Source organism: Snodgrassella alvi, assembly GCF_002777425.1.
Taxonomy (GTDB): Bacteria; Pseudomonadota; Gammaproteobacteria; order Burkholderiales; family Neisseriaceae; genus Snodgrassella; species Snodgrassella alvi_B.
On the sequence record NZ_MDVC01000059.1, the window covers coordinates 20,120 to 39,802 of the forward strand.

The 19,683-nt window shown below is 47.2% G+C and carries 20 protein-coding genes and 1 pseudogene; 12 read left to right on the top strand and 9 right to left on the bottom strand.

Annotated elements, in window-relative coordinates; genetic code table 11:
- The first annotated feature begins 147 nt into the window (after positions 1–147).
- The gene (locus BGI33_RS05995; RefSeq protein WP_100090389.1) at positions 148–1,152 is read left to right on the top strand and encodes an MBL fold metallo-hydrolase; all 1,005 of its coding nucleotides are present in this window, start codon (positions 148–150) and stop codon (positions 1,150–1,152) included.
- Positions 1,153–1,432: 280 nt separating this feature from the next.
- Here the strand turns inward: BGI33_RS05995 and BGI33_RS06000 are convergent, their stop codons facing one another.
- From BGI33_RS06000 to earP, 5 genes are all read right to left on the bottom strand, one after another.
- Complete coding sequence (locus tag BGI33_RS06000) at positions 1,433–2,086, bottom strand: TetR/AcrR family transcriptional regulator (RefSeq protein ID WP_100090402.1); 654 nt, start codon at positions 2,084–2,086, stop codon at positions 1,433–1,435.
- A gap of 69 nt (positions 2,087–2,155) precedes the next feature.
- Positions 2,156–3,205 (bottom strand): UDP-N-acetylmuramate dehydrogenase, encoded by a 1,050-nt coding sequence (murB, locus tag BGI33_RS06005; protein ID WP_100090390.1) that lies wholly within the window; start codon positions 3,203–3,205, stop codon positions 2,156–2,158.
- Complete coding sequence (locus tag BGI33_RS06010; RefSeq protein WP_100090391.1) at positions 3,202–4,587, bottom strand: MATE family efflux transporter; 1,386 nt, start codon at positions 4,585–4,587, stop codon at positions 3,202–3,204. The genes murB and BGI33_RS06010 overlap by 4 nt, the downstream gene beginning before the upstream one ends.
- A gap of 139 nt (positions 4,588–4,726) precedes the next feature.
- Positions 4,727–5,287, bottom strand: a complete 561-nt coding sequence (efp, locus tag BGI33_RS06015; protein WP_100090392.1) for an elongation factor P — start codon at positions 5,285–5,287, stop codon at positions 4,727–4,729.
- A gap of 44 nt (positions 5,288–5,331) precedes the next feature.
- A complete protein-coding gene (earP, locus tag BGI33_RS06020) occupies positions 5,332–6,531 on the bottom strand; it encodes an elongation factor P maturation arginine rhamnosyltransferase EarP (protein ID WP_100090393.1) in 1,200 nt (399 codons plus the stop codon).
- Between the two features lie 420 nt (positions 6,532–6,951).
- Here earP and gyrA point away from each other — a divergent pair, with 420 nt between their 5' ends.
- The 6 genes and pseudogenes from gyrA (at position 6,952) to BGI33_RS06050 (ending at position 15,992) form a co-directional block, all read left to right on the top strand.
- Positions 6,952–9,555, top strand: a complete 2,604-nt coding sequence (gene gyrA, locus BGI33_RS06025) for a DNA gyrase subunit A (RefSeq protein ID WP_100090394.1) — start codon at positions 6,952–6,954, stop codon at positions 9,553–9,555.
- A gap of 153 nt (positions 9,556–9,708) precedes the next feature.
- The gene (locus BGI33_RS06030; protein ID WP_100090395.1) at positions 9,709–9,906 is read left to right on the top strand and encodes a (2Fe-2S)-binding protein; all 198 of its coding nucleotides are present in this window, start codon (positions 9,709–9,711) and stop codon (positions 9,904–9,906) included.
- 262 nt (positions 9,907–10,168) lie between these two features.
- Positions 10,169–14,527: an RHS repeat-associated core domain-containing protein gene (locus BGI33_RS06035; RefSeq protein WP_100090396.1), complete on the top strand. Its 4,359-nt coding sequence runs from the start codon at positions 10,169–10,171 to the stop codon at positions 14,525–14,527.
- 1 nt (position 14,528) lies between these two features.
- Positions 14,529–15,074 (top strand): hypothetical protein, encoded by a 546-nt coding sequence (locus BGI33_RS06040; RefSeq protein ID WP_100090397.1) that lies wholly within the window; start codon positions 14,529–14,531, stop codon positions 15,072–15,074.
- A 24-nt stretch (positions 15,075–15,098) separates the two neighbouring features.
- Positions 15,099–15,626 (top strand): annotated as a pseudogene (locus BGI33_RS06045) (RHS repeat-associated core domain-containing protein); the annotation flags it as partial.
- Positions 15,627–15,992: a hypothetical protein gene (locus tag BGI33_RS06050; protein ID WP_218964658.1), complete on the top strand. Its 366-nt coding sequence runs from the start codon at positions 15,627–15,629 to the stop codon at positions 15,990–15,992. It begins immediately after the preceding pseudogene.
- A 4-nt stretch (positions 15,993–15,996) separates the two neighbouring features.
- On the opposite strand, the gene BGI33_RS13065 is transcribed toward BGI33_RS06050, so the two are convergent.
- Together BGI33_RS13065 and BGI33_RS06055 are read right to left on the bottom strand one after the other, a co-directional pair.
- Positions 15,997–16,146: a hypothetical protein gene (locus BGI33_RS13065; RefSeq protein ID WP_180298965.1), complete on the bottom strand. Its 150-nt coding sequence runs from the start codon at positions 16,144–16,146 to the stop codon at positions 15,997–15,999.
- Between the two features lie 45 nt (positions 16,147–16,191).
- Positions 16,192–16,446, bottom strand: a complete 255-nt coding sequence (locus tag BGI33_RS06055) for a hypothetical protein (RefSeq protein WP_100090399.1) — start codon at positions 16,444–16,446, stop codon at positions 16,192–16,194.
- A 39-nt stretch (positions 16,447–16,485) separates the two neighbouring features.
- Between BGI33_RS06055 and BGI33_RS06060 the strand changes: the two genes are divergently transcribed.
- Both BGI33_RS06060 and BGI33_RS06065 read left to right on the top strand, forming a co-directional pair.
- Positions 16,486–17,268 (top strand): RHS repeat domain-containing protein, encoded by a 783-nt coding sequence (locus BGI33_RS06060; protein ID WP_100090400.1) that lies wholly within the window; start codon positions 16,486–16,488, stop codon positions 17,266–17,268.
- Complete coding sequence (locus BGI33_RS06065) at positions 17,268–17,609, top strand: hypothetical protein (RefSeq protein ID WP_084390580.1); 342 nt, start codon at positions 17,268–17,270, stop codon at positions 17,607–17,609. Before BGI33_RS06060 ends, BGI33_RS06065 begins: the two co-directional genes overlap by 1 nt.
- Positions 17,610–17,681: 72 nt before the next feature.
- Here BGI33_RS06065 and BGI33_RS13070 read toward each other — a convergent pair whose 3' ends face one another.
- Positions 17,682–17,834 carry a hypothetical protein gene (locus BGI33_RS13070; protein WP_180298966.1) on the bottom strand — a complete coding sequence of 51 codons (153 nt, stop codon included), beginning with the start codon at positions 17,832–17,834 and terminating at the stop codon, positions 17,682–17,684.
- A 45-nt stretch (positions 17,835–17,879) separates the two neighbouring features.
- Complete coding sequence (locus BGI33_RS13075; RefSeq protein WP_180298967.1) at positions 17,880–18,050, bottom strand: hypothetical protein; 171 nt, start codon at positions 18,048–18,050, stop codon at positions 17,880–17,882.
- 123 nt (positions 18,051–18,173) lie between these two features.
- Here BGI33_RS13075 and BGI33_RS06070 point away from each other — a divergent pair, with 123 nt between their 5' ends.
- The 3 genes from BGI33_RS06070 to BGI33_RS06080 all read left to right on the top strand — a co-directional run.
- Positions 18,174–18,995 (top strand): RHS repeat-associated core domain-containing protein, encoded by an 822-nt coding sequence (locus BGI33_RS06070; RefSeq protein WP_100090401.1) that lies wholly within the window; start codon positions 18,174–18,176, stop codon positions 18,993–18,995.
- A gap of 26 nt (positions 18,996–19,021) precedes the next feature.
- Positions 19,022–19,360 carry a DUF7716 domain-containing protein gene (locus BGI33_RS06075; RefSeq protein WP_065652546.1) on the top strand — a complete coding sequence of 113 codons (339 nt, stop codon included), beginning with the start codon at positions 19,022–19,024 and terminating at the stop codon, positions 19,358–19,360.
- 85 nt (positions 19,361–19,445) lie between these two features.
- Positions 19,446–19,683 (top strand): helix-turn-helix domain-containing protein (locus tag BGI33_RS06080; protein ID WP_144235369.1); only part of this gene is annotated, 238 nt, incomplete at its 3' end.

Below are 19,683 nucleotides of genomic sequence, written 5' to 3' on the forward strand. Positions count from 1 at the left end.
AAGCCCTGTACGCATTCTAGTGAGATGAAATTAAGCTAAAATACAGACATCAGTGTAGCAAACAGGCTTGAAGACCTCCTCAACAATCCACAGCCTGCGATAACAATTCATCGCACCTCTAGCTGTATCAGCTTAAGACAACAGATAATGCTATTTAAAACAAAAAATCCATACTACAATCCGGCGAAAACCCACCATACACCCCATGGCTTCTGCAATCTGGAACCCACGGTTATCAAACAACTTGAAGTCTGGCGCTGGAGCTGGGAAAGGCGTGTTCAACACCTGCCCAAACCACCGCAACAAGGCTATGAGTGCTTCGCTCACCACTGGCATCAGACACCAGACTTTACCCTCAGCGGCAATCGCCTGTGGTGGATTAGTCATGCCACATTGCTACTGCGTTTGCAGCAATGCACGATTATCACCGACCCAGTATTCTCCCAGCGGGTATCTCCAGTGACATTTGCCGGCCCGAAACGCCGCACCCAGCCGGCAGCCAGCATTGCCCAGCTTCCACCCATTGATGTTATTGTCTTATCACACAACCATTACGACCATCTGGACAAAGACAGTATCCGCCAGTTGGCTGCTCGTTTTCCGGCCATTACAGCCGTTGTGCCGCTAGGCCTGAAAAACACATTGCAAAAACTGGGCGTTAACAACGTAATTGAACTGGACTGGTGGGAGCAAGTAAGCATTAAAGATATTCAGTTCCATGCCGTACCGGCACATCACTGGAGCCAGCGCGGCATCTTCGATCGCAACCGTAGCCTGTGGTGTGGCTGGATAATGCAAACGCCTCAGGGCAGCAGTACTTATTTCAGCGGTGACACCGGTTTCAGCGAAATAATGTTCCGGCAGATAGCTGAACATTTTGCCCCCATAGACATGGCTGCCATCCAGATAGGTGCCTATGCGCCGCGCTGGTTTATGCACAATCAGCACATCGACCCACAACAGGCAGTATCTATTTTTAAAATATTGCAATGTCGTCAGGCCGTTGGTATCCACTGGGGCGCTTTTGAGCTGGCCGATGAACCACTGGATGAACCACCACAACTGCTGGCCGCAGCCTGTGTACAGCAGCAACTGGCTGCCTGCCGCTTTGAAAGTATCAAAATGGGAGCCAGCCGCCTCATTCCTGCCTGATCTGACAGGAAACTTTGGCAGCGGAATATGATTTTCAACAGAACTGGCCGGATAGCGAAATCATTCGTACCCAGCATATAGACCTTGCTGAAAGCAAGCATTTTATTTTACTGATAAAACCACAGTAAGAGAAACACTGAATCGAAAAGTTATCAGCGCGTATTGACCGAATAGACAGGCAAAAGCTAACTGGTCAGACAGATTGCACCCTAATAGAAAAATCCCGAATTAAACAGCTAAAACCAATCCCATTCAGCCTGAATAAAACTGGCTTTAACCTTCACACCTGATTACGTAAATCAGCCATCATACGATTAAATTCTTCACGAAAAGCAGGAGCAACATAGGGGCGCAACAACGTGAGCGTCTGGTATGTACCGCGAAATTTCGAGGCTTCAGTCAGCTTGCGCTCATACAGAGCATTATCATAGTCACACCAGTATTTGGTAATCAACCAGATATTAACCGCCAACTCCTTGCGAGCAATTTCATCTGTCTGAATAAACCCGATATTAGTTAGCTGTTGCAATAGGTTTTGCAGCAATGGCGACACCTGTATCCGGGTGAAATTATTGTGTTCACCCAGCAGCTCGGCACTGCGCGATAACATCGCATTCAAATCACTAAACAAAAAACGGTATTTCCACATCACATCATAGACACCAAACATATAATTCTTAATGGCGTCCGTGTCCTGTGGCATTTTGGCCTGTTGCAAATAGCACAACAGTTCCTCACTGTAGCGCTTGAACAACTGCATAATAATTTCATCTTTATTACGAAAGTGATAATACAGATTGCCCGGACTGATACCCAGATAAGAAGCAATATGATTGGTACTGGTATTACGCTCACCCTCTTCATTAAACAACTTCAGACTGGCATCAATAATACGATTATAAGTATTGGGGCGTGATTCTTTCACCATATTAATTTCTTTCAGATTATGCAGTGTTTTACCGCGCAAATCATACAGATAACATTTTCAGTAACTTGCCATACATCAACTGGCCACCAGCGGCAGTGCTCGTGGCAGCCACACCGGTTCCGGCTCCAAGTGCACCTGAAAACGCTGTGCCACACATTCCTGAACATATTGTGCCAGCGCAACCACATCAGCGGCACTGGCCTGATTTTTATTCACGAGCACCAGCGCCTGCCGCTCATGCACCGCAGCACCGCCAAGCTGATACCCCTTCAAACCACACTGGTCAATCAGCCAGCCAGCAGCCAGCTTCACCTGTCCGTCAGGCTGCGGATAATGCGGTAAAGCTGGATACTGACTTAACAGTGTGGTCGCCAGCGCAGCCGGCACAACAGGATTTTTAAAGAAACTGCCGGCACTGCCCAGTACACGCGGATCAGGCAGCTTCTGCTGACGGATACGGCATACTGCCTGTGCTACCATAGTGGCCGTTAGCGTCTGTCCCTGAGCCAGTTCTGCCACCACCTGCGCCAGATCACCATAATGCAACTGCGGCGTAAAACTGCGCGACAGAGCAAACCGCACCGCCACAATCACATAACGTCCCTGTTCACCGTGTTTGAAAATACTGTCACGATAAGCAAAACAGCACTCAGCGCAGCTTAGCCAGCGCAGTTGCTGCGCTTCAAGGTCAAAACACTGCACCGCCTCAATACAGGATCGTACTTCAACGCCATAAGCACCAATATTCTGTACTGGTGCAGCTCCTACCGTACCGGGAATCAGGCTGAGATTTTCCAGCCCGCACCAGCCCTGTGCCAGCGTATACTGCACAAATTCGTGCCAGTTTTCACCCGCAGCAGCTTCTACCACCACCCGCTCACCATCATCCGCCACCAGCCGGATACCACGATTGGCCATACGTACCACCAGCGCCGGATAATCCTCACAAAACAGGATATTACTCCCGCCGCCCAGCCACAGCACACTTTGCCGGTCAAATTGTGGCAACGCCATAATGTCCGGCAACTGAGCACTATCATCTAGCGTTACCAGCCAGCGTGCGCGCACCGGCAGAGCAAAGGTATTTAATGGCTGTAAATCTGCATGTTCAACCACATCAATCATGATTCTCTTTCAGCATGCGCCAGCGCAATTTTTTCACTTTGCCGGTGCAGATACCACACCAGCGCCACAGCCGCACCCGTTAATGCCAGTACCAACGCCAGCCAGAAACCATACAGCGCCATACCAAAATACAAACCAAATAAACAGCCAAAGCCCAGCCCCAGCCCCCAGAAACTGAATGCGTGAATCACCATCGGAATCTTGGTCAGCTTGTAGCCACGCAAAGCATACGAAGCAATTGTCTGTGTTGCATCCGATAGCTGGAAAACCGCCGCAAAAATCAGCAGCGTTCCACCCAGCAGAATCACTTCCTGATCAGCAGTATACAGACCCACCCAGAAATGCCGGAACAACAACAGCATCACCCCGGTGAAACAGGCGCCTAAAAGCCCCATGCTCAGCCCCACACCCGAAACAAAGCGGGCGCGCTGCCATTTACGCGCACCTACAGCCTGCCCAACACATACCGCCAGCGCAATACCCACACTTTGCGGTAACATATAAAGCAGAGAAGTAATACTAATTACCACCTGCTGCGCGGCTACCTGAGTTACCCCGAAACGCGCAATCAGTAAGCTAATAAAAGTAAACAGGCTCACCTCAAGGAAAAACGACATCCCAATCGGAATACCCAGCCGCAACAGGGAACCCTGCAAGCGCCAGCGAGGCCAGTCAAAGCGCGCAAACAGTGCAAATGGTGCGAAATAGCGCTGGCGAAACACATAGATACCCAACACAATTGCATTAAACCAGAAACAGATAGCCGAAGCCAGGCCACAGCCCGCCCCGCCCAGCTCCGGCATCCCATACTTACCATAAACAAAAACATAATTCAGCGGAATATTCAGCAACAGCGCAATCAGGCTCACCACCATAATCGGTTTCGGGCGGTTTAAAGACGAAGCAAAGGCATAAAAAGCCCGATGAATCATCGCTGCCGGCATACCCAGCGCAATAAAGAACACAAACTGGCCAAACACACCATTTACATACGTACCCATATTCAGCCAGCGCTGCATCGGCACGATCAGCGCCCACAACAGCAGCATACCCAGCACGCCCAGAAACAGCCCGAACCACAGCCCCTGCCGCCCCTGCTCACCAATTTCCGTGGTTTTTCCGGCGCCATACAACTGCGCCAGTATTGGCTGCAACGCCGTCATCACCCCCAGAAAAGTAATATACAGAGTAATAAATACATTCGACCCCAAAGCCACCCCGGCCAGATCATTGGCACTGGCATGACCGGCCATCACCGTATCCACCACACCTACACCCACCTGCGCTGCCTGTGCGACAAGAATCGGCAACGCCAGCCGCAATAACCTGCGGCATTCAGCCAGCAGCTCACCGCGGCCATGCTGATTCAATTCAAACAACATGTTTCACCTACAAACTTAAACAATACAAACAATAAAAGACGGCAAGCCGTCATAAACATCAGGCAGCGTGATGCCGCATAAATCACAACAAAACAGGCTGCCTGAAATTCTTCAGACAGCCTGTCAGCAAGAAAATCAGTTAAGCGCGTTTGCGGAACTCAAAAGTACGTGAATCAATTTCCACCTTATCGCCATTTTCAACATAAGCAGCCACCTGAATCTCGGCACCACCTACCAGACGAGCATTCTTCATTACCTTACCAGAAGTATCACCTTTTACCGCCGGCTCAGTGTATTCCACTTCACGAACGATAATAGTAGGCAACTCCACAGAAATAGCGCGACCATCATAGAAAGTCACTTCACATTTTTCTTCCATGCCATCCACTATAAACTTAATGGCATCACCAATGTTTTCAGCTTCCACTTCATACTGATTGAATTCATCATCCATGAAAACATACATCGGGTCAGCAAAATAGCTGTAAGTACACTGTTTGCGATCAAGTACTACCACATCAAACTTCTCATCGGCTTTATATACCGTTTCCGTAGCAGCACCCGTCAGCAGATTTTTCAGTTTCATTTTCACCACGGCAGCATTACGACCGGATTTATTGTATTCGGACTTCTGCACCACCATTGGATCATTGCCCACCATAAACACATTACCCGGGCGCAATTCTTGTGCGGTTTTCATCTTTAATCTAACTTCCAAAAATGTTCAGCAAATAGATAAGTACATTATTTTAGCGGAAGATGGCAGAATCTGGCTAGTTTTTCCAACGCACCATCCTGCGCATGCAGCATTTCAGACCACGCTGCGGCTGCTTTTACCCAATTTTGCCAGTCCGCACACAAATCCTGCCACGCCGCTACACGCCTTAACCCATCCAGACTGCCTGCCCCATTCAAATCATCCGACAACACCATAAAAGCCGCCCGCAATCCTGCTGGCCAACCTGCCGTAGCCTTGTTCCAGAATGCATGCAGCTTGTGCAGATGAGCATCATCATCCTGCCGGTAAATATGCCAGAAAAACGGCAACCCAGCCCATAAAGCACGCACAAAACTGTCCTCACCGCGCACAATCGCCGCATCAGCCAGCCACAGCAAGCGGTCAAAGGCCGCTTGCGGCACAAACGGAATGCGCACCAGCGTCAGCTTACCCACTACCCAGACATCGCCGTCCTGTTGCAGAGCATCTGGGGGGATTACCTGTTGAGCGCGCAAACTGTCTATCACCTGCCCCCCGGCCAGCCACAGCGTTATCGGCGTATCTGCCTGCTGCCACATCGCCATCCATTGCGGCCAGCACACCGAAGCATAGGCAAACACCAGCCACAACTGGCCGCTATGCTGCAACGGCAAACCATACTGCTGCCTGAATGCCTGCTGTAGCAATGGCTGCTGCAAGAATGCAGCCCGCTCAGCCACATAATCAGCTTCACGCAACAAGCCACCACTGGCCGCATCAATGCCCATAAACCAAAAATACTTTTCCAGCCCATTAGCTTGCAACGATGGCATAGCATGTAAATCCACCGCCCAGTCTTCTGCCGTCAGATATTCCCAGTTCAGCCATAATGGCCGGCATTCAGTCATGCGTGCCAGCACCGCTGGCGGCAAATCACAGCCAAATGTCTCAATCACCAGCACCGGATCGGCAGCATCAGCCAGTTGCCGTTGCACCACAGCCTCATCCTGCCACACTTCCACCATAATCTGCGCCTGATAGCCGGCGCGTTCCGGTACCAGCCTGTCCAGCGCATCCACATCATCAATCCACAAGCGTACCCGCAAGCACAAATAATCTGCCAGCAGGCAGCTTAAGCGCCAGCCCACTCCCACATCACCAAAATTATCAATGACCCGCACAAATACCCATGCCTCAGTGGCCAAACCATCCGGCGATGCACACACAGGCAAATTCAGAGAATGCATAAAAATTTCCTTACCAGCAGCATAACTTAACCCATCACCACCACTACCCGTCATTCTGTCAAGAGCAAAACAGACTTGACAGAATGATTTTATCCACATGAATTAAATTTACAGCACCAAAGCGTGTAAAAAGATGAAACAGACTTACTCCAGTCTTATATATTTTTAAATATATGTTTTTAAAAGATTTAATTTTCAGGCTTATTTTTTAGGCAAGCACATACAAAGCTTGATTTTCAGGCAATTATCCACGCACAACTTTCATTTTCCACAGATTTATCCACAAATATTGTGGGCATATCTTTAACCCCTTTAACAACAAGGTTTTTTACACCAAATCGTCCTCACAATGAAAAATAATCAGAAACCAATGACTGCTATGGTAAAATAAACAATGCTCTCCAAAGTAGTAAAGCCATTATGTCTGATGCACTTTTTGCCAAAGAAACCATAACAGTATCTCTTGAAGAAGAAATGCGCCGCTCCTACCTCGATTACGCCATGAGCGTTATCGTAGGACGCGCCCTTCCCGATGTGCGTGATGGCCTGAAACCAGTTCATCGCCGTGTACTGTACGCCATGCACGAGCTGAACAACGACTGGAATCGTGCCTACAAAAAATCAGCACGTATTGTCGGCGATGTTATCGGTAAATACCACCCGCACGGCGACACCGCCGTTTACGACACCATCGTGCGTATGGCACAGGATTTCTCCATGCGCTACATGCTGGTAGACGGACAGGGTAATTTTGGTTCCGTTGACGGCGACAGCGCCGCAGCCATGCGTTACACCGAAATCCGCATGGCAAAAATTGCGCACGAATTACTGGCCGATATCGATCAGGAAACCGTCGACTTCATTCCCAACTACGACGGCAACGAAAGCGAACCAGCCGTACTGCCCACACGGATTCCGGCACTGCTGGTTAACGGTTCTTCCGGTATCGCCGTTGGCATGGCTACCAATATACCGCCGCACAACATCAACGAAGTGCTTGGCGGCGCCAAAGCCCTGCTGGCTGACGAAAATCTCAGCATTGACGAACTTATCGACCTGATTCCGGCACCGGATTTTCCTACCGGCGGCATCATCTATGGCCTCTCCGGCGTGCGCGAAGGCTACCGCACCGGCCGTGGTCGCGTCGTCATGCGTGGCAAAACCCACATCGAACCAATCGGCAAACACGACGATCGCGAAGCCATCATCATTGATGAAATCCCGTATCAGGTAAACAAAGCCAGACTGGTCGAAAAAATTGGTGAGCTCGTACACAGCAAAGTTATCGAAGGTATTTCCGACCTGCGCGACGAATCAGATAAATCCGGCATGCGCGTGGTTATCGAACTCAAACGCAACGAAAATGCCGAAGTTGTACTCAACCAGCTCTATAAACTAACTCAATTGCAAGACAGCTTCGGTATCAACATGGTGGCACTGGTAGATGGCCAGCCGCGCCTGCTCAATCTGAAACAGATACTAAATGAATTTTTACGTCATCGCCGCGAAGTCGTTACCCGGCGCACCATGTTTGCTCTACGTAAAGCACGCGAACGTGGTCATGTACTTGAAGGTTTGGCCGTAGCTCTGTCCAACCTTGACGAGATCATCACCCTGATTAAAACTTCCGCAACACCACCAGAAGCCAAAGCTGCTTTAACTTCGCGTCCGTGGCGCTCAGGTCTGGTCGCCCAGATGCTTGCCCGCAGCGACATCGATGCTCAACTGGTTAAGCCACAAGATTTACCTGAAAATACTGGGCTATTTGGCAATGACTACTTCCTCTCCGACGCACAGGCACAGGCCATCCTCGATATGCGTCTGCAACGCCTTACTGGTTTGGAACAAGATAAAATCGTTGATGAATACAAAAGCGTCCTCGATATTATCCTTGACCTGCTCGACATTCTGGCCAATCCCGTGCGCATCAACCAGATTATTCATGACGAACTGACTGCTATTCAGCAACAGTTTGGTGATGAACGCCGCAGCGAAATTAATGCCTTCGGTGGCGACATTGCCGACGAAGACTTGATCCCGCAGCGCGACATGGTTGTTACTCTCACTCATGGCGGCTACATCAAAACTCAGCAGGTAGACGACTATCAGGCACAACGGCGTGGCGGTCGAGGCAAGCAGGCCACTGCCACTAAAGACGAAGACTTTATCGAAACTCTGTTTATTGCCAACACCCACGACTACCTGCTGTGCTTCACCAGCTTGGGCAAATGTCACTGGATAAAAGTCTACAAACTGCCCGAAGGTGGCCGCAACAGCCGTGGCCGACCGGTTAACAACCTGATTCAGCTCGAAGAGGGTGAAAAAATCAACACCATCCTGCCAGTACGCGAATTCAGCGAAAACGAATACGTCTTCATGTGTACCGAACAGGGCATCGTCAAAAAAACCTCCCTGATCGACTTCTCCCGTCCACGTACTGCCGGCATCATCGCCCTCGGACTAGACGAAGGCGACCACCTGATAGGCGCCGTAAAAACTGCCGGCAAACACGACATCATGCTGTTTTCCAATGGCGGTAAAGCCGTACGCTTCAGCGAAGACAACGTCCGTGCAATGGGACGTAGCGCCCGTGGCGTACGCGGCATGAAACTGGCTGAAAACAATCAGGTCATCAGCCTGCTGGCATACGATACCGAAGAAGACGGCAACAAACTGGTACTCACCGCCACCGCCAACGGCTTCGGCAAACGCACCGTCGTTGACGATTACCGCCGTTCCGGCCGTGGTACTCAGGGCGTTATTGCCATCGATACCGGTGAACGCAATGGCGACCTCGTGGCCGCCACCCTCGTGGCCGACAGTGACGACCTCATGCTGATTACCAGCGGTGGCGTACTGATTCGCACCAAAGTCGAACAGATACGCGCCACCGGCCGCGCCGCGGCCGGCGTAAAACTCATCAATCTTGATGAAGGCGAAAAACTGGTTAGTCTGGAACGCATTGCCGAACCAGAAGAAAACAGCAACACCGAAGTAGATGTACTGGATACCCCGGAAAATTAAATCCAGCAGCGAAATAAATAAAGCCGACTTTGCCAGTCGGCTTTATTCTTATCCAAGCAAACACATCCTTAGCCATACACCACTTGATAACAATAATGAAATCTATTATCATCTTCATTCGCAAAAACAAACCACATCCACAAAGGAAAAATCATGTACGTTTGTCTGTGCAATGCCATCACCGATCGCCAGATAAAAGAAACCGTAGCCGCCGGCGCTTCCAGCCTCACCGACTTGCAGGCGCAGCTTGGTGTAGCCACCTGTTGCGGCTGCTGTGCCGATTTGGCCAGCTCATACCTGTCATCTCGCCACGACAACCTAACCAGTTGCACCAAAGCCGATAACAAATAAGCATCTGATAATCTGCCACACATTTAAATTACTTAAATTTCTCAGAATAACCAGAATACAAAACCCATATCAATTACAAAAAAACAACATATAAACTTACATACACACATGTAAAACAAACATAAATTGATATAAAAACCCAATTCATCACATAATATAACCTCAAACAAACCATTAACACCTGCCAACTTAACCATTGGCAGCTAATCAAACAAACTTTCGAATTTAGAAACTGATATTTTGAGCAAAAAGGGGTTTTGCTATGGGAGAAGCTTATTGGGCTGCTCGAAAAGGAGACAAACTTCTACACACCTCCATCTGGGCTGATATCGCAGGTGCCGCAGTAGAACTCGCCTGCTATGGCGCAATCGGCCTTATCCCCGGTGGCCTCATCGTTACCACCCTTGTTAGCGTAGCTGTTTCTGTTACCGGACTTAATGACGTCATATCAGACTTATCTGAAAGTGTCAGCGACTTATTCCCCATGGTCGAAGATGGCGAAATCATGTCAGGTTCAGCCAACACCCATATCAACGGCAAACCAGCAGCCCGCGCTGCCGGTACCGTAGACCAAAGTATTCAGCTCAGTGACGGCAGTGAAGAACCACAACAGCCTGAAAGCTTTATCGATATGGCCAAAGGCATGCTGGATGGTGCATGGGAGAGCATCAAACAGCTTCCCCAGCAAATCGTCAGACCCACCGTAGCCGCACCAGACCCTCGGGCAGTACCCAAAGATAACGACAAAATCACTTGTGCCAAGCATCCACATCTACCCGGCACATATGAATACATGGCCGAAGGTTCCAGCAAAGTCTACATCAACGGCCAGCCTGCCGTACGCAGCAACGACCGCAGCACCTGCGAAGCCAAAGTTACCGATAACTGCGAAGGTGGTGTCAGAGTTTCCAACAACGTGCGCATCGGCGGTGAACCCATCGTCGTGCGCGAGATCCGAAGTGGTAAACACCCCATTGGGCTGGCAATTTCCGTATTTTCACTAATATTTAACCGTAAAAAACTTTGCACTCAATTTGGCTGTTTTGGACTGGGATTTATGCGAGATGCCGCTATTGGCTATATCGCCGGTAAAGCAGCAGATGCCATAAAAAAAGGGTTCCCCGTTCACCTGCCCACTGGCGCCAAACTCCTTGCTGGCGCCGAAGAGCTCGACTTCTCTGTCCCCGCTCATTTTCCCATCGAATGGCAACGCTTCTACAGCAGCGTCGACACCCGTACCCACAACATATTTGGTGCCGGCTGGAGCGTCCCCTATGAAGTAGAAATGGAAATTTCCCCGCAGCCAGACGGTTCCTGTACTGCCGTCTACATCGACGAACAAGGGCGGCGCATCGAAATCGAAGCCATGCAGCCGGGCGAAGGCATCCGCGGCTTCAACGAAAACCTCAGCATCCGCCGCGGTGAACAGAATCGCTGGGTCATCGAAGACGACGACGGCATCTACCGCCTGTTCGAACCCGATCCCAACCAGCCCAACCGTCTCTACCTCACCGTACTGCAAGACCGCAACGACAACAAGCACCTGATCTCCCGTGATACCCACAGTCGCATCATCGAAATAGCCAACGAAACCAACACCACCCGCATCACCTTACACTATCAGGACAAACGCCACCCCCAGCGCGTCACACACATCAAAAGAGAACTAGCCGATGGCAGCAGCCAGCTACTGAACCAGTACCACTACAGCGAACAGGGCGACCTGCAACAAGTCATCGATGCAGAAAATCGCACCACCAGAGAATTTGCCTACGACAACGGCCGGCGCATGACTTACCACCGCCTGCCTACCGGCCTACAGTGTTATTACCAGTGGCAGCACTTCGACGGAGCAGTAGAAACCGCATGGCGCGTCATCCATCACTGGAGCGAAGCCGACGGCAAACGACTAGAAGACTATCACTTCCAGTATGATCTCGAACAACGCCTCACCACCGTCCACGACAGCATCGGCCGCAGCAGCAAACACTACTGGAACGAAGTCTACCAAATCACCCGTTATATCGACCCCCTCGGCCAGACTACCGAATTTGAGTGGAACGAAGACCAGCAACTGGTCAGCGTCACCGATCCGCAAGGTGGGAAGTGGCGCTACAGCTACGACGAACAGGGACGCGAAACCGCAGAAACCGACCCCCTCGGCCGTACCACACAAACCCAGTGGCTGCCGCACTGGGCTTTACCCACCATCAGCGTTGACCCCGATGGCAGCATCTGGCGTTACTACTACGACCAGCGCGGTAACCTGCGCAGCGTTATCGACCCCCACAAACAGCGTACCCACTACCAGTACGACCAGCATGGCCAGATAGTTCAGATCACCGATGCCCGCGGTGGCAACAAATACCTGCGCTGGAACCAGAACGGCCAGCTGACCCAACATGTCGACTGCTCCGGTACCGCCACCCACCTCTATTACGATGCATCAGGCAATCTCAGCAGCATCTCCGACGCCCAGTGTAACAGCAGCAAATACCACTACAACGCTGCCGGCCAGCTTACCGGCGTTACCTTAACCGACGGCAGACAGGAACACTATCGCGTCAACAGTGCCGGCCAGCTACTGACCTATACCGATCCCGCCGGCCACAGCACCCACTACCAGCGCGACCCGCGCGGACTGGTGCATACCCGCATCGATGCTGCCGGACGCAAACTCGGCTTTAACTACGACGCCTATGGCCGCCTCAATACCCTCACCAACGAAAACGGCGAACACTACCAGTTTCAATACGATGCCGCCGACCGCTTAATCGAACAGACCGATCTGGACGGGCGTAAACAGAGATACAGCTACGATACACTGGATAACGTCAGCGCCGTGCACTTTGCTGCCGGCAGCAGTGCCGAAATCATCCACCGCTTTAAACGCGATGCCATCGGCCGCCTGATCGGCAAATATACCACCGACGGCAACACCGCCTACCAGTACGATAAAGCCGACAACCTTATCAAAGTCGGCTACAAAAAAGCCGGCCTGCCCGCAGAAGCTGAACCCGATATCATCACTTTCAGCTACGACCAACTGGGTAATCTGCTGAGCGAAACCACCGCACAGGGTACCCTCAGCCACCAGTACGACCCACTGGGCAACCGCATCGCCACTACTCTGCCGGATGGGCGCACCATCAACAGCCTCTATTACGGCTCCGGCCACCTGCACCAGATAAATATCGACGGCCACATCATCAGCGATATCGAACGCGACAACCTGCACCGCGAAGTATTACGCACCCAAGGACGCCTGAACACCCAGTTCAAATACGACCGCAACAGCCGTCTGCAACGCAAACAGATACAGCGCAATCAGAATCCCATCCTGCCCGATATCCTCATCGAACGCAGCTACCAGTACGACAACCTCGACCGGCTGGTAAGCAAAAAGCACAGCAAACACGGGCAGACCGATTACTACTATGATCGCACCGGCAGAATCGAAGGCTGCCGCAACCAGAGATACTGGGAAACTCTGCAATACGATGCGGCCGCTAACCTGCTGGACAGCAAATACCGAGAAGACTACAGCAACTACAACCTGATTCGCTGTAACCAGCTCCTGCATTTCAGAGGGCACCACTACCGCTACGACGAGCACGGCAGAACCCAGACCAAACAGACCATTGGTGCTACCCAGCACTATCATTACGATGCCGAACACCGTCTGAGCGAAGTACGCATCGAACAAACAGGCCGCAGTCAGCGTTACGGCTATGTTTATGACGCCTTAGGCCGGCGTATTGAAAAGCATCAAATAGACCGCGAGGGTCAACCCTACAACCGTACCCGCTTCCTGTGGGACGGCTTAAGAATGATTCAGGAAACCGGCCCAAATCACCCCACCAGTCTGTATATCTATACCGACCAGAACAGCTACGAACCACTGGCGCGGATAGACACAGACGGCAACCAAGAACAACATATCCGCTACTTCCACACCGACCTGAACGGCTGTCCGGAAGAACTGACCGACGAAAACGGCGAATTACTGTGGGAATGTAGCTTTCAGTTATGGGGAAAGCGGATTCATGAAATCGGACACGAATCAGTAGAACAAAACCTCAGATATCAGGGACAATATTTAGACAGAGAAACCGGCTTACATTACAATACTTTCAGGTATTATGATCCGGATATAGGTAGATTTACTCAGCCAGATCCGATTGGTTTAGCTGGTGGTTTGAATCTGTATCAGTATGCGCCTAATGGGTTGACTTGGATTGATCCGTGGGGCTTATGGACATACTATACAATGCCAGGTATTGATGGCTTCCAAAAACACCATATTATTCCGCAGCAATTAAAAAATCACGCTTTGCTTAAAGAGGCTGGCATGAATATTCATTCGATAAAAAACATTATTTATCTCCCTAGATCGGCTGATGCGCATCCTACCAGAACTATTCATAAAGGTTCGCACCCTGAATATACTAAGATAACAAAACGTGAAATGGATCATCTATTAGAACAAGGAAAAATAAATAAATGGACACAAAAAGAATATAAAGACGCTTTAAGAAAATTAATCCGAGAGCAAAGAGCTAATTTACGTAGTGGTAAAACCATTTTAAACAAAAATTCAATTAGATCTAAAGGATGCTGATATGGTATACGAACTAAAAATATCTGATAATTATTCTGATAGTTATTGGTTTGAATATGAACAAAGTGAGTTTTCTAATATTGATTTGATTCAAGGCAAGAAAATAAGACTCGATAATCCTTTAAATTTTGAACTAAAAAAGAAGGTAAGTGAGAAGAAGTTACTATCTTTTGATTATTTTTTGAGTGATGGTCCTGATTTTATCTCACCCAGACTCGCAACCCTACTTGCAGATAATAAAGATTTTTTAAAAGATGTTCAATTGCTTGATGCAAATGTGGTTATTAATGGTAAAAACTATTCTGGCTTTAAGGTATTAAATATTCTTCGTATGCTATCATGTATAGATATGGATAAATCTGATAGTGTACCAATATTAGATCATTTGCCTGATGGACCAAAAAGATTTACTCAGATTGTCTTTAGGAATGATGTGATAGAAGATTTTTATATGGCGAGATGCCTAGAATATAAATATTGTGTTGTAATTTCAGAGAAATTAAGACAATTATTTATTGAAAATAATGTCAAAGGTATAGAATTATAACTATAATGAACTAGAAAAACCGGCTTACATTACAATACTTTCAGGTATTATGATCCGGATATAGGTAGATTTACCCAGCCAGACCTGATTGGGCTGCTGGGTGGGTTTAATCTGTATCAGTATGCGCCTAATGGGTTAACTTGGGTGGATCCTTTAGGATTGAATGCTTTTGATGTTGGTAGTTATATTGATCTAAGGAATAAGGTCAAAGGTCGTAATACTGGATTAGATGCTCACCATGTAGGACAAAAAGCAATTATGCAAAATCTTGTAAAAGGATATGATCCTAAAACAGCTCCAGCTATTTTAGTTCCCGAAGCTGGACATAGGTTCCTTAAAGATGAAGTTGGAATTGTTGCACGTAGTAAAATTAACTCTAGAACAGGAAAACCATTTAGTAGCGCTAGAGAGTTATTAGCTAGAGATATACGTGAGTTAAGAAGAGTTTACCCACAAATACCCAATAGCGCTCTTCAGAAATTAATTACCAAAAATAAAGAAATGTATCCAGAGATGAGAAAACCGAAACCTAATGGAAAAAGAGGTTGTTAAATGAATAAAATAGGAAAAGATGAATTAGTAGTTACCTCACTTTTATCTATACTTTTGGATGATACACTTGAATATTATAAAACTCATTTAAGTGATCCGAGTAAATCCACAAACGACAATGATCCTTATGCAAGAGCAAGAAGTATTATCACAAAGCTATCAGATAAAGACCAAGAAAAGATTTTTAATTTTCTGCGTATAGTAATAGTAGATACAATGTCAACGATTTTTGGAACCATAGATGGTTCATGTTTTCCTCTAAATATTAGTGGTGATTTCATTCTTGAGTATGATGGAGATGAAATACAAGGTTCATTGCAAGATGAGTTAATTGCAAAAGCAGAAGAGATTGGTGTCTATGATTAATGAATTAATCATTAAAAGTAAAAATTTTTTTTACGACACCCCCGACCGGCTGGTAAGCAAAAAACACAGCAAACACGGGTAGACCGATTACCGCTATGATCGCACCGGCAGAATCGAAGGCTGCCGCAACCAGAGATACTGGGAAACTCTGCAATACGATGCCGCCGCCAACCTGTTAGACCACAGACGGCCAATAGAATTAGACCCTAGCAATCAGAATGTCATCCGCTGTAACCAGCTCCTGAATTTCAGAGAACACCACTACAGCTACGACGAGCACGGCAGAACTCAGACCAAACAGAGCATCGGCGCTACGCAGCACTACCACTATGATGCCGACCACCGCCTGAGCGAAGTACGCATCGAACAAACAGGCCGCAGCCAGCGTTATGGCTATGTCTACGATGCTCTTGGCCGGCGTATCGAAAAGCATCAGATAGACCGCGACGGCCAACCTTACAATCGTACCCGCTTCCTGTGGGACGGCTTAAGAATGATTCAGGAAACCGGCCCGAATCATCCCACCAGCCTGTATATCTATACCGATCAGAACAGCTACGAACCACTGGCACGTATAGACACAGACGGCAACCAAGAACAACATATCCGCTACTTCCACACCGACCTGAATGGCTGTCCGGAAGAGCTTACCGATGCAAACGGTAAAATACTTTGGGAATGCAGCTTTCAGTTATGGGGAAAGCGGATTCATGAAATCGAACACGAATCAATAGAGCAAAACCTCAGATATCAGGGACAATATTTAGACAGAGAAACCGGCTTACATTACAATACTTTCAGGTACTATGATCCGGATATAGGTAGATTTACCCAGCCAGACCCGATTGGTTTGGCTGGCGGATTGAATCTGTACCAGTATGCGCCTAATGGGTTGACTTGGATTGTTCCGTGGGGGTGGGCATGTATACCAAACAAAAAAGCAGGTATGAAGCGTGAACAGAGGGCAAAAGATATATTGGAAAAGCGTTATGGCAAGAAAAATGTTTTAAGTGAACGTTATTTAAGAGATAATAAGGGTAAATCAGTTAAAGACCCTTTAACAGGTGAACGACGTAGAATCGATTTTGTAGTTAAAGGGCAAGATGGGAAATGGAGGCCTGTTGAGGTCACGAGTCGAACCGGTGCTTTAAATAAAGGACCACAGATAGCGAAAGAAGAAAGAATCCGTGAAGCTGGGGGAGTTTTTGTGAAAAATAAAAATACCGGTCAATTAATACAATTAGATGATGTATCAACTGTTATTGGAGTAAAGTAATGAGCAAAATTGATTTTACCTTACATAATATTCCATTATTGCTTACAAGAAATAAAAGTAAGCAATGGCAAGAGGATATTATTCAAAGTTCAACAGCCTTATTAAACTTTTTAAAAAATAATGAATTATTAATTGGTATTGAGCCTTTTGATGATGCAGGAAAATTAAAAACTGATACTGTTATTAAGATGTCAAATGTTACTCAAGAAGGTTTAGAATTATTCAAAACTACTGTAGATGAATGGTATAAATATCTCGCTAAAAGTACAGTTCCCGATAAGTATAAAAATATAAGTCGCCTAGAAAAAGGTTTAGCTAAAATTCGAAAAACTAAAAGTTAATTAAAAAATGAAAGTCTATGGTCATGGACATATAAAAGCTGATGCTCCAATAGGATAATTATATGTATTAGCTCAAACGCTAATGATTAGCATAATTCTTAATGTAACAACTTCGACCATCTGGTAAACAAAAAGCACAGCAAACACGGCCAGACCGATTACCGCTATGATCACACCGGCAGAATCGAAGGCTGTCGCAATCAGAGATACTGGGAAACCCTGCAATATGATGCTGCTGCTAACCTATTAGACCACAGACGGCCAATAGAATTAGACCCTAGCAATCAGAATATCATCCGCTGTAACCAGCTCCTGAATTTCAGAGAACACCACTACAGCTACGACGAGCACGGCAGAACCCAAACCAAACAGAGCATCGGCGCCACCCAGCACTACCACTACGACGCTGAACACCGCCTGAGCGAAGTACGCATCGAACAACTAAACCGCAGCCAGCGTTACGGCTACGTCTACGACGCCTTAGGCCGGCGTATCGAAAAGCATCAGATAGACCGTGACGGCCAACCCTACAACCGTACCCGCTTCCTGTGGGACGGCTTAAGAATGATTCAGGAAACCGGCCCGAATCACCCCACCAGCCTGTATATCTATACCGACCAGAACAGCTACGAACCACTGGCACGCATAGACACAGACAGCAACCATGAACAACATATCCGCTACTTCCACACCGACCTGAACGGCTGTCCAGAAGAGTTGACCGATGCAAACGGTAAAATACTTTGGGAATGCAGCTTTCAGTTATGGGGTAAACGGATTCATGAAATTGAACACGAACCCATAGAGCAGAATCTCAGATATCAGGGACAATATTTAGACAGAGAAACCGGCTTACATTACAATACTTTCAGGTACTATGATCCGGATATAGGTAGATTTACCCAGCCCGACCCGATTGGTTTAGCTGGTGGTTTGAATCTGTATCAGTATGCGCCGAATGGGTTGACTTGGGTGGATCCTTTGGGACTTGCAACAAGACCAAATAATGGTAAATACAATATATTTTTTGATCATTCTGTTGACCCAACCAATAGATACTCAAGTGATGCCGTTCAATTTAACAGAGCAAATAAAGAATTCATCAAAAAAATGAATGAGGATGCTGTTTTTAGGAAAGATATGCTTAAAAGATATCCAGAACTTTCTAATTGGATGAAAAACGGAAAGAAAAATATAAGTCCACCAGGGTTAACATGGCATCACCATGAAGATACAAATAGACTTGTTTTGGTCGATAGAAAAGATCATAATAAAAACTACGCTTTATATCATCCTTCTGGAAAAGGTGGGCGTGATATATGGGGTGGAGGTACTCAAGGGCGAAAAGGAAAGTTAAATGGCTTTACTGGTAAGAAACTGTGTTAAATTTTTTATTACGGAGTATGAATACTATGCTTGTTAAAGGTAATCTTTATCCAATAAAGGATATTATTTCTTATGTGAAAGGCAATATTGAAAGAGGTGATGACTTTTGTATATATGGTGAATCAGATGAAGACTTGTTAAGTAATAAAAGTTATTATATTGATGACTATCCAGATGTAGATGATAATGGAAAAGAAATTTATCCACCTCATGCGTTAAAAAAGAAACTAAACTATCTTTATTCTGGTCAGCAATTTGCTGATGTAATAGATTCAGTTATAGATCAAAAACCGTTAGCTACTACAGATGAATTTATAAAAGCTTTAAATTATTACTCTGAATATGATAATTTTTTAGATCTCTAAATTTTTGCAATTATAATATAAGTTGTAGTAGTCTTTATTTAATCTGACATTTAGTGTATTTTAAACCAACAATGGAGTGTCAGTAATGAATCAATCTGCAAAAATAATTAAACCTAAATTAGGACTTTTAGAACTCGCTAAACAGTTAGGTAACGTTCAGCAAGCCTGTAAAGTCTTGGGGTATAGTCGCGACAGCTATTATCGCTTCAAAAAACTCTATGAACAGGGCGGAGAATTAGCTCTTCAGGAAATAAGTCGCAAAAAACCTATAGAGAAAAATCGCGTAGAGCCTCATATTGAGCAGGCTGTAGTTAATATGGCTT